The sequence below is a fragment of the Microcoleus sp. Pol1C5 genome (assembly GCF_036701115.1).
GTDB lineage: Bacteria > Cyanobacteriota > Cyanobacteriia > Cyanobacteriales > Microcoleaceae > Microcoleus.
This window is the reverse complement of record NZ_JAUBQE010000014.1, coordinates 1-13,057: the sequence shown is the minus strand read 5'-3', so window position 1 is coordinate 13,057 and position 13,057 is coordinate 1. Positions and strand designations below refer to the sequence as shown.

The window sequence follows — 13,057 nt, the reverse complement described above, 5'->3', positions numbered from 1 at the left end:
AAGTCTAACAATATTAACTTATCTCTAAGTTTCAATTTTGTTTCAATTTTGAAAAAAGCAGATAAGCCTGTTTTTCCGCAGCTAAACAGTTTCTTTGTTTGGCTCACTGAATGCGGCGCTTGCTCGTCAATAAAAGTTCTCAGATTTATGCTTGCGACTTTCAGTAAGACATTGCTGAGAAATATATCCTATTGACAACTTTTAACGGACAAATTTTCCTTGACAAATTCCAGAGGCTAATATGTCGCCCCCACAAAACTCAGTAAACAATAATTATAGCAATAAAGAGCGAGCATGGGAGATCCGATTTACCTCTATAGATCCAGCAAAATCGCCCTCTGAATTCGCTGCGTCGCCCGCATTGCGCGCCAACTTATCAACAACTGAGGCGGTAGATACACCAGATTTAGTTTGCCTCTCTCATCTGCGGTGGAATTTTGTCTATCAGCGTCCGCAACATCTCTTGAGTCGCTGTGCCAAAACTCGTCGCGTATTTTTTGTAGAAGAACCTGTGTTTAGCGTGGCTACAGATTGGTGGCTTGATGTCAGCATCCACGAAAGCGGAGTCTGGGTAATAGTACCGCACCTGAGCGAAGGAATCAGCGAAGCCACAGCACAAACTGCTCAGCAAGCCATGCTAGATGATTTGTTTCGAGCTGCAGAAATTAGCCAGTACATCCTCTGGTATTACACACCAATGGCTGTCAGTTTTACCAGCCACTTAAAGCCGCTAGCTGTAGTCTACGACTGCATGGATGAACTGTCAGCATTCAAAGGCGCACACCCCGATTTAAAAGCCAATGAAAACCAACTATTAAAGCGCGCCAGCGTAGTATTTACCGGGGGACACAATCTTTACGAAGCCAAACAGCACCAGCACCCAAACATTCACCCCTTCCCCAGCAGCATCGAAAAAGAACACTTTGCGACAGCCAGGAATCTTTCAGAAGAACCGGCGGATCAAAAAGACATTCCTCACCCGCGTTTGGGATTTTATGGCGTCATAGACGAACGCATGGATCTCGAACTCCTAGCGGGCATGGCGCAAGCAAGGCCGGACTGGCATTTAGTCATCATTGGCCCGGTTGTGAAAATCGTTCCGGCAACTCTGCCAACTCACCCAAATATCCACTATCTCGGCGGCAAATCTTATCAAGAACTGCCAGGGTATCTTGGCGGATGGGATATCGCCATGCTGCCTTTTGCGATTAACGAATCGACTAAGTTTATTAGTCCCACGAAAACTCCAGAATACCTCGCTGCTGGCAAACCGGTGATTTCTACTCCTATCCGCGACGTGGTGCGGCCCTACGGAGAAAACGGCTTAGTTCGGATTGCTAGCAATTGTGAAGAATTCGTTGCTTGTGCCGAAGAAATCCTCGGCGAAAGTTCGGACGTTCGCACCAAGTGGCTGAGCGAAGTAGACGCCTTTTTAGCAGACAATTCTTGGGACAATACCTGGGGTGAGATGCTGGGGTTGATCGAAACTGCGATCGACGAGAAACGGCAGAAAGCAGAAGGCCGGATGAAAGTTTTAAGTTAGGAATGTTGAGGTTGAAGTTAAAGAGTTACACTTTACGGATTCAAAAACTAACACTCAATACTCCTCGCTGTATGTCCAATTACCAATTATTCCTTACCCTTACCCACACTCAGAGGTGTTTCAATGTTTGACTATTTAATCGTCGGAGCCGGATTTGCAGGTAGCGTCATTGCCGAAAGACTAGCAAATGAGGCCGGAAAAACAGTCCTGATAATTGATACCCGCAACCACATCGGCGGCAACGCATACGATCACTACGACAACCACGGCATCCTGGTACACAAATACGGCCCCCACATTTTTCACACCAATTCGCGCCAAGTTTTCGAGTATCTTTCTCGGTTCACCGAGTGGCGGCCTTACGAACACCGCGTCCTCGCCAGCGTTGACGGTCAACTGTTGCCAATTCCAATCAATCTCAACACCGTAAACAAACTTTACGGACTGAATCTCACGTCATTTGAAGTAGAAGATTTCTTCGCGAAAGTAGCAGAACCAAAAGATTACATTCGCACTTCCGAAGATGTCGTTGTCAGCAAAGTCGGTCGCGAACTTTACGAGAAATTCTTCCGCAACTACACCCGCAAACAGTGGGGAATGGACCCCTCGGAACTCGACAAATCAGTGATTGCCCGCGTTCCCACTCGCATTAACCGGGACGATCGCTATTTTACCGATACCTATCAAGCAATGCCTCTGCACGGCTACACTCGGATGTTTGAAAAGATGCTTTCTCACCCAAACATCAAGGTGATGCTGAATACCGACTACCGGGAGATTGAGGGCTTTATCCCTTACGGAGAAATGATTTACACCGGGCCTGTCGATTCCTATTTCAATTATTGCTACGGCAAACTGCCTTACCGTTCCTTGGAATTTAAGCACGAAACGCTGAACGTACCTGTACACCAAGAAGCACCGGTGGTAAATTACCCGAACGAGCATTTATATACTCGCTGCACCGAGTTTAAATATCTGACCGGACAAGAGCATCTAAAAACTAGCATTGTCTACGAATATCCCCAAGCTGAGGGAGACCCTTACTACCCGGTTCCCCGTCCAGAAAACGCCGAAATTTACAAGAAATATAAGGCTTTGGCTGATGCAACTCCGGGAGTTTCTTTCGTGGGAAGGCTGGCGACTTACAGGTATTACAACATGGATCAAGTGGTCGCTCAAGCTCTGACAACTTACACACAAATTACTACCAAGCCGGTAATTGAATTGGTAGAAAATGTTACCGGTTCAACCTCTAATGTCAGCTCATCCAATGGAGTCGCCCATCGCCCCGCCACAACTGCTTTAGAAGTCGCTGCTGTCAACCACGGCAATGGCAATGGCAACGGCAACGGCAACGGCAACGGCTCTGCTACCAAGTAGCTGGAAGTTGCGAGTTCCTGGTAAAAAGGTAAGGTGCCCCCGGAGCACCTTACTCGGTTTTCATCAAAAGTTATTTAATAATTCAAACAAGAATTGAGGTAAAAATGAACGTTTTAGTTAAAATTGTTTTGTCTCATGAGGTTTTGGAGAATTCTCAATTTGCTCAGTTTCAAAAAGAAATACAGCGTCTAATAGAAAGCGGGGGCAAAATTCTTATGCTGGATTTCTCAAAAATAAATTTTCTGAAAAATTCCGAGTTAATGGCTGTAGTCGCGATCGTGAAATTAGTTAGAGACAGCGACTGTATCCTTTTGATCTCTGCCATGAGCGAACAAGTTAGAATTCTATTTGAACTCACGGGATTACAGCAAATATTTCATTGTTTGCCGTTTGCGGAAGAATTTTATCTCAAAAGTGAGCCAACTGAACCGTTAGGAGGTTTGCAAAGTCTTGCTAGCTAGAGGGAGAGGGGCAGAGGGGGGATAGGAAAAATCTTCCTGGTTTTTTATTCCTGGTTTATTGTTCCTTCTCCTGACTAATGACTTCAGCACAAGAGAGCCTTCAGATGAGGCTGTTTTAATGGGCAGAACTTTTGCAAATTAATCAGCAAAAAACTTGTCAAAGTGGTGGTAATTGTAGCTAACCTATAAATATAACTTTGGGTAGATGTGCCGATGAGTTGGTTAGGTAGAGAACTAGAAAATTGCGAAATAGAAGAGTCTGCAACTCTTGATAGTAAGGTGACAGTTCAAGGACGGAAAACAGGTTATCCGCGCCCCCAACTGCGCCGGAGCAACTGGATCTGTCTCAATGGTCAGTGGAAATTTGCTTATGATGACGGCGGACGCTGTGTGCAGCCGATCGATATTTCTGAGTGGACTCACACTATAGAAGTGCCGTTTGCTCCAGAATCGGCAAAAAGCGGGATCGGCGACACGAATTTTCACCCTAACTGCTGGTATGAACGCGAATTTGACATACCCCACACAGAAGGCAGAGTTCTCCTCCACTTTGGGGCCGTAGACTACCGCGCCCGCGTCTGGGTGAACGGTCAGTTTGTCATCGAACACGAAGGCGGACACACTCCTTTCACCGCAGACATTACAGCAGTTGTGAATCTCAACGGGATGCAGCGGGTTACAGTCTGGGCCCACGACGACCCGCAAGATTTGGAACAACCGCGCGGCAAGCAAGACTGGCAAATAGAGCCGCACAGTATTTGGTATCCGCGCACGACTGGTATTTGGCAGACGGTGTGGGTAGAATTGGTGCCTCACACTTATATCGAGCGCATCCGCTGGACTCCGCAGTTTGAACGCTGGGAAATTGGTTTTGAAGCCTTTGTCGCGGGCGATCGCCAGTCGGGAATCCAGATTAAAGTTAAACTGTCGATCGGCTGTTTGCTGCTAGTCAACGACACCTACGAAGTCATCAACGGCGAAATCCACCGCCGCATCGCCCTCTCAGACCCTGGTATCGATGACTACCGCAACGAACTGCTGTGGAGTCCCGAAAAGCCGACCTTAATCAACGCTCAAGTGCAGTTGTGGGCCGACGGCAAACTACTCGACGAGGTTAAATCTTATACCGCGATGCGGACGGTCAGCATCCAGCGCGATCGCTTCATGCTCAACGGCCGCCCCTACTATTTGCGACTGGTGCTCGACCAAGGTTACTGGCCAGACACCATGATGACTGCCCCTTCCGACGAAGCTTTGCGACACGATGTCGAATTAGTCAAAGCAATGGGTTTCAACGGCGTCCGCAAGCACCAAAAAATCGAAGACCCGCGATTTTTGTACTGGGCTGACGTGCTGGGGCTCTTAGTTTGGGAAGAAATGCCCAGCGCCTACCGCTTCACACCCAAAGCCGTACAACGGCTGACGCGGGAGTGGACGGAAGTCATCGAGCGCGACGGCAGCCACCCCTGTATTGTAGTCTGGGTGCCGTTCAACGAATCTTGGGGAGTTCCGAATTTAGTCGAAGCGGCAGCCCACCGCAACTACGTGCAAGCGCTGTATTTCTTGACAAAAACCCTCGATTCGACTCGCCCCGTCATCGGTAACGACGGCTGGGAAAGCATCGATACCGACATCCTGGCGATTCACGACTACGACAACAATCCGCAAACCCTAGCCAAGCGCTACGGGCCCGAAGTCCAGCTAGCCGATTTGTTCGATCGCGGGCGTCCCGGCGGGCGAGTCCTCACCCTCGACGGCCACCCGCACCAAGGACAGCCGATGATGCTGACCGAATTCGGCGGCATCGCCTGCGCCGGTCGCGAAAACCCCGATTTTTTCAGGGTTTGGGGCTACGTGCGCGCGTCCGACACGCAGGAACTGCAAAGGCGCTACAGCGCGCTGTTGAAGGTGGTAAACCGAGTGGAAATGTTCAGCGGATTTTGTTACACGCAGTTAACCGATACTTTCCAAGAAGCTAACGGTTTGCTGTATGCCGATCGCACTCCCAAGTTTCCCCTAGAGGTGATCGCGGCGGCAACTCTCGGCTGGGATATTCCCGAAGAAAGTTCACAACCGCAAGCTATTACTCAATGCTAATTGGTGATTAGTCAAGGAAAAAGTAAAAATCTGAGATTTTTTTCTTATTTCATTTTGGCTTTTTGCCGATCGATATAGTTCTTACAAAAACACCCTTTGTAGTAAGGGCTTTAATCCTTTCTGATTCAGATTTAAGGACTCAAGTCCTGACTACAAACCTTAATGACCCATTACCCATTCGATTGATGTTTCAAAGTTTTTTCATGGGCGGATTTGAATGTTCCACCCACAGAGTGCAATCTGGAAAACGCCTCGATGTCACAGCCGCCACCGGTCACGATAAATTTGCAGCAGCCGACTACCAACGCTTGCAGGAGCAAGGCATTTACACAGTCCGCGAAGGCCTCCGCTGGCACTTAATTGAACAGACACCCGGAAAATACGATTTTTCCAGTTCCCTGCCAATCATCCGCGCCGCCCGCGACATGAAAATGCAGGTAATTTGGGATTTGTTTCACTACGGCTGGCCAGACGATATTGATATTTTCAGTCCCGAATTTGTGTCCAGGTTTGCCCAGATGGTGCGCGCTTTTATGGAAGTGCTAACTGAGGAAACAGACCAAACACCTTTCGTGACACCTGTTAATGAAATTTCATTTATTGCTTGGGCCGGCGGCGACGTCGCGTACATCAATCCGTTTGCAAAAGGGCGGGGAGACGAACTCAAAATCCAATTAGTCAAAGCTGCGATCGCCGCGATAGAATCTGTTTGGGAAGTCAATCCCCGCACTCGCATCGTTCAAATCGATCCCACAATTAACATTATTGCTGACCCTGACAAACCGGAGGATCGGGACGCAGCGGAAGGTTATCGCTTATCTCAATATCAAGCTTGGGATATGTTGGCTGGACGTTTTCGCCCGGAACTCGGCGGTAAGGAAAAATATCTCGATATTATTGGGGTGAATTATTACGATCGCAATCAGTGGATTCACAATGAAGACCCCATGAAATACACCGATCCGCTGTACCGCCCGTTTCGCGAACTGCTGCAAGAAGTGTTTGAGCGCTACCGTCGCCCCTTATTCATAGCAGAAACAGGCACTGAAGACGATTTTAGACCTGTCTGGTTTAATTATGTGTGTACTGAGGTAGTGGCGGCGATGAAAGCAGGAGTTCCGATAGAGGGAATCTGCTTGTATCCGATTGTTAACCATCCGGGTTGGGACGACGACAGGCACTGTTACAATGGTTTGTGGGATTATTGCAATGAATCGGGCGATCGGGAAATTTACCAGCCTTTGGCGGATGAATTGCAGTTTCAAAGGGAGCAGATTGAACCGTTGCTGAAGTTGAACAAATAACAATCGGGGCGATCGGCGATTTAAAAAGAGGCGATTTCAATCGGCGATTGAAATCGCTTCTATACAAGCGAAGTCCGCTTTCGCGGACTAAGAGATTGAGAGGGAATTTAAGCAGGATTTGGGATTAGATATAAATGGGCGAGCGTTTTTAGCTGACGTTGATTATACAGACTCAATCCAAGGTGGGAGTTTGCCATAATTCAGCCTTTCTATATATTTAAAAGCGCGATTGCCCTTGTTCCCAGAAACGATCGACTAAAATGTCAAATTATCAATGAATGCCTTGTGAATTAGACTCTGCCAGTAAATTTAAAAAATAATCGTCTAGGTTTTCTGTTATTCGGAGGGCGATCGCAATCTCGTTCGGTGCAGACACAGCCAAATCACAGCAAGCAAAATCACCTCTTGAAGTCAACGCGCGCGACCCTTGAATAAACTCTATTGTTTCATACTGACGGAGGAAGGGTGAACATCCTGGTTTGAGGATATCCCGAACAACTTCTAACTTTAGCGGTAGGCGACGTAGGTTAGTTGGGACAGACAGACTATTTTGGGCGATCGCTGACGGTTCAGACCGTGTTTCCTTTGGATTTTTTGGAGAGAATGGCTATTACTCTTCTAACGCATTTAATGCTTGTTTGGCTGATAATTTGAGTGCAGCTTCATCAATATCACATTCAGGATCGAATAAAGCAGAATCGCCGCAATAAGCATCTACGTCACCAAACAACTTGTCTAAAATTTGAAACTCTCTTTCTGAGTCGAAACGTTTTTCGTTTTTAAAAATCTCCAGAAATTGGGACTCAAATTCATCGCTGCTGATTTTATTATTAACAAAATTTTTTAGCAATCTAATATATTTCATATAAAGCACTTTTTTACAATCTACTACTCTTAAAAGGGCAGGAAACAAGTTCCCGCCCTTTTTATTTTTATGAGCCGCCTCCAATATTACCAGTATCTATAATCGCCTTAAGTTGGTCTTCATTAAGTTTCCAGCCACTTACAAAATATCCCTGATCATTAAGAATTACATTTAAAGCTGTTTTCGGGTCAAAATAATGAACTACTGACATTCGTCTGAAAGTTCCATTCCTCACTTTCGTAGTGCTACTTTGTAAATGATTTTCTATAGCGTTTCTAAATTTTCTTATATTCTCTAAACTATAACTTCCTCCAATGCCAAAATCACTAGCGTGCTTAAATTTGCTTTGAAGTTGCTTATCTTGAATAACATATGTGAGTACGTTTATATCCCTTCTCATTTAAGTTCCTCAGAAACTACTTTTAAACCTCTATTAAAAATATTAATTTTTTATTGCTCTACCATTTGGCAGTTTTTAGGCTTGCGGGCCATCGGAATAGTCTCCGGTGTCTGCGGCATTAGCAGTTTGCCCTCTGTCTATCCAGAGCGTGTTATTCAATTGTCTTTTATTAAGTTAGCCGACTTTTGCTGTTGGTGCGGGCTGTCACCCGCCTTCTCAGCAAAAACCCGGTTTCTGGCTACCCGTGCGTAAGTCCTAATAGCAATAAGGGCGGGCAAAATGCCCACCCCACATACTAGATATCAGTTTGATATCAGACTTAAATTTTCAATACCCCCAGGGGAATTCGAATCCCCGTCGCATCCGTGAAAGGGATGTGTCCTAGGCCTCTAGACGATGGGGGCGCGTTGCGTTTGCTTGTGTTCCGCACCTTTATTACCTTAACTAATCTTTCCCAATCTGTCAACTACTTTGCGAAAGTTTTTTTTCTACTCGTCCCAAAGCTCGTCACAGTAGGCTTTGAGGATGGCGGCGCAATTGCCGATCGCCCCGAGATGAGCAATTTCAAAGCCGTGGGTGTTCTGGGTGGGGAAAGCCAAACAAGCGGCGCGGGCTACGTGGCCGAACTTCATGGCGATCGAAGCATCGCTCCCAAAACCGCTAATTACCGCCAACTGCACCTCTACGTCGGCTGCTGCGGCTGCTGCGCGCAATTGGGCGTTCAATCCTTCATCGTAGACTCCGTAGCCGTCCTGAACCAGCAAAACCGGGTTTTCGCTGTCACGAATCGGGTATTCCGGCGCCAGAGGGCAAATTTCCAAAGCGATCAGCGCGTCCAACGGCTGGCGCTGCGTGAAATACAAAGCTCCGATCGCCCCAACCTCCTCCTTCGCCGACGCTACCAAATAAACATTCACCGCAGGCTCTTTCAAACATTCCGCCAGAGCCAGCAAAATCGCCACTGAAGCCTTGTTGTCCAAAGTGTAGCTAGCGATCCAGTCCTTCAACCGCAGCGGGCGCTTGCGGTGCTTTCCCACCACCATCCGCGTGCCCGGTCGAATTCCGGCCTCGGCTAATTCCTCGGCGGTACACTTAGTTTCGATCCAGGCATTTTCCCACTTTAATGAAACATCTTCCTGCTGAGCTTTCTGAGGAGATTCGTGAGAAACATGGCGGGAGCCGAAGCTGAGAATGCCGCTAATTGTTTGCTTGTCTCCGAGCAAATCCACCACGCCTTCGCCGTAAACCCAAGGAAATGCGCCGCCCAATCTGCGGACTTCCACGCGGCCACTCTCGCCTATTGTTTTAACTAGGGCGCCAATTTCGTCTTTGTGGGCGGTAATGGCGATCGACTTTTCGGGATTGCGGCCCTTAATTAGGGCGATCGCATTGTCCGCGCGATCGACCCAAGCATTCACTCCCAGGGCGGCGAATTTTTCTATCAACTGCTGGTTAATTTCCGACTCCGCACCGCTGGGTGAGTGCAGCATTACTAATTCTTCAATTGTTTGGAAAAGGCGATCAAATTCTAACATTTTTGATTTTCGATTTTAGGAGCGAATTTTGACATATATTAAAGCAGATTTACTCTCTATTTCCCCGGCGGTACACTTAGTTTTAATTCAGGCATTTTCCCACTTGAAAGCAACATCTTCCTGCTGAGCTTTTTGAGGAGCCTAGGAATGAAGCAATTGGACGCAGCAAAGGGGGATTGAGTAACAAGATTCATGGGAGGGCGTGGATACGTTGGGCAATCCGTTGGGGTTTCACCTCACCCACGGACAAGCTGGTGACGCGAGCAGGAGGCGACCAACTGCCGCCGTTACTGGTGGCAGATACACTGCTGCCTAACAAGGGCTATGATCCTGATCAGCGTGTGATTGACCGCCTCAAGGCCGAGGGGAAGACCACCGTGATTTCACCTCGTCACAATTGCAAGACCCTGGAAACTTACGATGCTCAATTGTACAAAGCCCGTCATTTGATTGAGAAATTTTTCCCCAAGCTCAAGCAGTATCAGGCAATCGCGACGCGCTATCACCCTAGGGCGGTGAACTTTCCGGCGTGCGATTCTTCTGGCTGCTGCGGTCATCTGGTTGAATTGATGACACCTCCTAAATTAACTTGACAGTGCCGTAAACTAATATGCCTGACCTCTTGAGCACCTTCTTTTCTAATAATTTCATTCCTCACGGGCATTGTTACCTCTGGAAACCGGGGTTAGTCTGGCTGCACTTAATGTCAGATGCCTTGACTACCCTCGCTTATTTCTCGGTGGCGGTTGCCATTGTTTATTTTACGAATGAGCGTAAGGATCTGCCTGCCCACACGGTGATACTGCTGGTGGGTTTCTTTTTTATCTTTGCCTTATGTGGCACGACGCACCTGATGGAAATAGTGACACTTTGGCACCCCATTTATTGGGTTTCAGGACTGATCAAAGCTGTCACTGGTGCTTGGTCTTTGTATACCTTCACCTTTTTACTGATTCCCTTAATTCCAGTGGCACTCGATACGCCGAGTCCAGCTCAACTTGCCCTTACAAACCAGGAACTAGAAGAGAGTCGCCGCCGTATCCAGGCGATTAATGTGGAGCTAGAGCAACGGGTGCAGGAACGCACTTCCCAACTCGAAGCGTCTAATCGCACCAAAGACGAATTATTGAGGCGTGAACAAATAATTCGGGCAGAGGCAGAGGCAGCTAACCGTGCCAAGGATGAGTTTCTCTCGATTCTTTCTCATGAACTCAGAACTCCTCTCAACGCGATCTTAGGGTGGTCAACTATGTTACGGCAAAAAAACCTGAGTGAGGATAAGGTGGCGCGCGCTTTGGAGACGATCGAGCGAAACGCGAAGTCTCAAGCCCAGCTCATCGAAGACATCCTCGATGTTTCTCGCATCATCACAGGTAAACTGCGCCTCCGAGTCCGTCCTGTCAACCTCGTGCCGGTGATTGAATCGGCTATTGAGTCTGTACAATTGGCGGCTGAGGCAAAGTCAATTCGCCTGCAAAGCGTACTCGATTCTGAAGCTGGTCCGCTCTTGGGTGATGCCGATAGGTTGCAGCAAGTTGTGTGGAATCTACTTTCTAACGCCGTCAAATTTACTCCTAAAGACGGGCGAGTCCAGATTCTTTTGCAGCGAGTTAATTCCCATGTTGAAATTACTGTCAGCGACACTGGAGCAGGCATCAGCTCCGACTTTCTACCGTTGGTCTTCGATCGCTTCAGCCAGCACGACAGCACCACTACTCGCAGTTATGGGGGTTTGGGTTTAGGGTTAGCCATTGTGCGTCAATTAGTTGAATTACATGGCGGGACTGTAACGGTAGTTAGTCCAGGGGTAGGACAGGGGACGACCTTTACAGTCAAACTGCCCGTGATGATTATCCATCTACCACCCAGCGATCGAGAGCCATTAAACTCTCTGGTCGAGGCGAATGGGAGGGTTGAGGCCTCGCCGACCCTTGAAGGCTTACAAATCTTAGTGGTAGAGGACGAAGCTGACGCGCTAGACTTGCTGAGCACGATTCTCGAAAAGTATGGTGCTGAGGTCATGGCTGTGGCTTCGGTCAAGGAGGCCTTGACCATTATCGAAACCGCAACCGATCGCAAGCTCGATGTTTTAGTGAGCGATATTGGGATGCCGGATGAGGATGGCTACTCCCTGATCCGCAAGTTGCGTCAACTTGAAGCGCAGCGGGGCGGTAGGCTACCCGCGATCGCCCTGACGGCTTATGCCCGGAATGACGATCGTCAGCAGGCACTATTAGCAGGTTTTCAGATGCATTTAACCAAACCCGTAGATGCTGCTGAGTTAGTGGCGGTGGTGGCCAGCCTCACCGGACGTACAAGCAGGTGCTAAAACCCAAGTGTTCAAGAACAAATGTTGCGTTTGAGAATCATGGGCTTCTTGTCAGCTTGGCGAGAAGGCTAGGGGAGAAGGCAAATCAAGCTTGTGGGTGTTGTCTCCAGCACAAACCTCTGTTAGTGATTCAGATAGCAGGTCTAGTGTATTTAGGATAGGAAGCACTGTGAGTAGTTGTCGAGTAGAGCCTGCATGAGTGCTATATTCTCTAATATCAATTCCGGTTGCACCGGAATGATATATTGAAAGAGCATCAAGAGTGCTACGAGGACAAGTCAGGCCTAAACGCCTCAAGTTAGAGCCTCATCAAACCTCCTCGCCCGTTTTCTAAACTTTATCGTCAAGCGTCAGACCCAATTGAACGGACACGCTACCAAATAATTTGGCTCTTAGCAACTCGACGAGTTACCGAAGATGTCGCGGATGTCGCGGGTTACTGCCGTAACTCTATATATCGCGAACGTTCGCCGCTACAATCAATTAGGTGCTAATGGGTTGAAAGACAAACGTCATCAAGATCCGGGTACTCAACCTTTACTTTCTGGGGTGGAACAAGCACAACTTTTGCAAACTTTACGAACTCCAACTGCTGATGGAGGATTATGGAACAGTCGTAAAGTTGCTGAGTGGATGAGTAATTTACGCTTAGCGTCCAGGAGCGCGTACAAAGGGGTTGGGACTATCTACGTTCGTTGGAGTTTCGCTTACGGATACCCAGATCGAAACACGACCTTGCTGACCTTGAAGTCCAAGAAGCTTGGAAAAAAAACTGCCAGGCCAAGCTAAACGAATTCAAAATTAGCATCCATTGGCAGCAGTAAAAGTGTGGGGAATGGATGAGCATCGTCTGGGATTAAAGCCCATAGTTCGGCGAGTCTGGGTAGGGTATGGGGAGCAGCCCATAGCTAAGGTAAATTGGCGCTATCAATGGCTATGGTTATATGGTTTTGTACACCCGTCAACGGGAGAAACCTACTTTTGGATTCTGCCAAAAGTTAACATCAAGCTTTTGAACTTAGTTTTAGAAGATTTTGCTAGAGAATTTGGAGTTGGTAAAAATAAATAGGGCTTGCTGAATAAGTCCAAAAAACTCAAAAAAGTTCGAGCGCGCTATTGCCCGCCCACGCTCAACATAAGTTT

General features: G+C 47.7%; 12 protein-coding genes and 1 tRNA gene. 9 read left to right on the top strand and 4 right to left on the bottom strand.

Translation table 11 applies throughout. From position 1 onward, the window contains the following. The first annotated feature begins 241 nt into the window (after nucleotides 1-241). The 5 genes from QUA23_RS10085 (at nucleotide 242) to QUA23_RS10065 (ending at nucleotide 6,785) form a co-directional block, all read left to right on the top strand. Nucleotides 242-1,543, top strand: a complete 1,302-nt coding sequence (locus QUA23_RS10085) for a glycosyltransferase family 1 protein (RefSeq protein ID WP_333074839.1) — start codon at nucleotides 242-244, stop codon at nucleotides 1,541-1,543. A 123-nt stretch (nucleotides 1,544-1,666) separates the two neighbouring features. Beyond that, nucleotides 1,667-2,923 carry a UDP-galactopyranose mutase gene (gene glf / locus QUA23_RS10080; RefSeq protein ID WP_333074841.1) on the top strand — a complete coding sequence of 419 codons (1,257 nt, stop codon included), beginning with the start codon at nucleotides 1,667-1,669 and terminating at the stop codon, nucleotides 2,921-2,923. A 104-nt stretch (nucleotides 2,924-3,027) separates the two neighbouring features. Continuing rightward, nucleotides 3,028-3,384, top strand: coding sequence for an STAS domain-containing protein (locus QUA23_RS10075; RefSeq protein WP_333074843.1), 357 nt, complete (start codon nucleotides 3,028-3,030; stop codon nucleotides 3,382-3,384). A gap of 213 nt (nucleotides 3,385-3,597) precedes the next feature. Continuing rightward, a complete protein-coding gene (locus QUA23_RS10070) occupies nucleotides 3,598-5,481 on the top strand; it encodes a glycoside hydrolase family 2 TIM barrel-domain containing protein (protein WP_333074844.1) in 1,884 nt (627 codons plus the stop codon). A gap of 203 nt (nucleotides 5,482-5,684) precedes the next feature. Next, the gene (locus QUA23_RS10065; RefSeq protein ID WP_333074845.1) at nucleotides 5,685-6,785 is read left to right on the top strand and encodes a beta-glucosidase; all 1,101 of its coding nucleotides are present in this window, start codon (nucleotides 5,685-5,687) and stop codon (nucleotides 6,783-6,785) included. Between the two features lie 610 nt (nucleotides 6,786-7,395). Here the strand turns inward: QUA23_RS10065 and QUA23_RS10060 are convergent. From QUA23_RS10060 to QUA23_RS10045, 4 genes are all read right to left on the bottom strand, one after another. After that, complete coding sequence (locus tag QUA23_RS10060) at nucleotides 7,396-7,650, bottom strand: colicin immunity domain-containing protein (RefSeq protein WP_333074846.1); 255 nt, start codon at nucleotides 7,648-7,650, stop codon at nucleotides 7,396-7,398. Between the two features lie 67 nt (nucleotides 7,651-7,717). After that, nucleotides 7,718-8,050 carry a colicin D domain-containing protein gene (locus tag QUA23_RS10055; protein ID WP_333074847.1) on the bottom strand — a complete coding sequence of 111 codons (333 nt, stop codon included), beginning with the start codon at nucleotides 8,048-8,050 and terminating at the stop codon, nucleotides 7,718-7,720. Between the two features lie 331 nt (nucleotides 8,051-8,381). Beyond that, a tRNA-Glu gene (locus QUA23_RS10050) sits at nucleotides 8,382-8,454 on the bottom strand. A gap of 84 nt (nucleotides 8,455-8,538) precedes the next feature. Continuing rightward, entirely contained in the window at nucleotides 8,539-9,585 is a 1,047-nt protein-coding gene (locus tag QUA23_RS10045; protein ID WP_333074849.1) for a M42 family peptidase, read from the bottom strand. A gap of 176 nt (nucleotides 9,586-9,761) precedes the next feature. On the opposite strand from QUA23_RS10045, the gene QUA23_RS10040 reads away from it, so the two are divergent. From QUA23_RS10040 to QUA23_RS10025, 4 genes are all read left to right on the top strand, one after another. Next, nucleotides 9,762-10,178 carry a hypothetical protein gene (locus QUA23_RS10040; RefSeq protein ID WP_333074851.1) on the top strand — a complete coding sequence of 139 codons (417 nt, stop codon included), beginning with the start codon at nucleotides 9,762-9,764 and terminating at the stop codon, nucleotides 10,176-10,178. 17 nt (nucleotides 10,179-10,195) lie between these two features. Beyond that, on the top strand, nucleotides 10,196-11,914 hold the full coding sequence (locus QUA23_RS10035; RefSeq protein WP_333074853.1) for an ATP-binding protein: 1,719 nt from the start codon (nucleotides 10,196-10,198) through the stop codon (nucleotides 11,912-11,914). A 695-nt stretch (nucleotides 11,915-12,609) separates the two neighbouring features. Next, on the top strand, nucleotides 12,610-12,738 hold the full coding sequence (locus QUA23_RS31035) for a hypothetical protein (protein WP_445243487.1): 129 nt from the start codon (nucleotides 12,610-12,612) through the stop codon (nucleotides 12,736-12,738). An 11-nt stretch (nucleotides 12,739-12,749) separates the two neighbouring features. After that, a complete protein-coding gene (locus QUA23_RS10025; protein ID WP_333110357.1) occupies nucleotides 12,750-12,983 on the top strand; it encodes a hypothetical protein in 234 nt (77 codons plus the stop codon). The last annotated feature ends 74 nt before the right edge of the window (nucleotides 12,984-13,057 follow it).

Bases quoted from the DNA above. Each gene is read 5' to 3' on its own strand.
- QUA23_RS10065 (WP_333074845.1), top strand. From the start codon at position 5,685: ATGGGCGGATTTGAATGTTCCACCCACAGAGTGCAATCTGGAAAACGC.
- QUA23_RS10055 (WP_333074847.1), bottom strand. From the start codon at position 8,050: ATGAGAAGGGATATAAACGTACTCACATATGTTATTCAAGATAAGCAA.
- QUA23_RS10070 (WP_333074844.1), top strand. From the start codon at position 3,598: ATGAGTTGGTTAGGTAGAGAACTAGAAAATTGCGAAATAGAAGAGTCT.
- QUA23_RS10045 (WP_333074849.1), bottom strand. From the start codon at position 9,585: ATGTTAGAATTTGATCGCCTTTTCCAAACAATTGAAGAATTAGTAATG.
- QUA23_RS10025 (WP_333110357.1), top strand. From the start codon at position 12,750: ATGGATGAGCATCGTCTGGGATTAAAGCCCATAGTTCGGCGAGTCTGG.
- QUA23_RS10035 (WP_333074853.1), top strand. From the start codon at position 10,196: ATGCCTGACCTCTTGAGCACCTTCTTTTCTAATAATTTCATTCCTCAC.
- QUA23_RS10060 (WP_333074846.1), bottom strand. From the start codon at position 7,650: ATGAAATATATTAGATTGCTAAAAAATTTTGTTAATAATAAAATCAGC.
- glf (WP_333074841.1), top strand. From the start codon at position 1,667: ATGTTTGACTATTTAATCGTCGGAGCCGGATTTGCAGGTAGCGTCATT.
- QUA23_RS10075 (WP_333074843.1), top strand. From the start codon at position 3,028: ATGAACGTTTTAGTTAAAATTGTTTTGTCTCATGAGGTTTTGGAGAAT.
- QUA23_RS10085 (WP_333074839.1), top strand. From the start codon at position 242: ATGTCGCCCCCACAAAACTCAGTAAACAATAATTATAGCAATAAAGAG.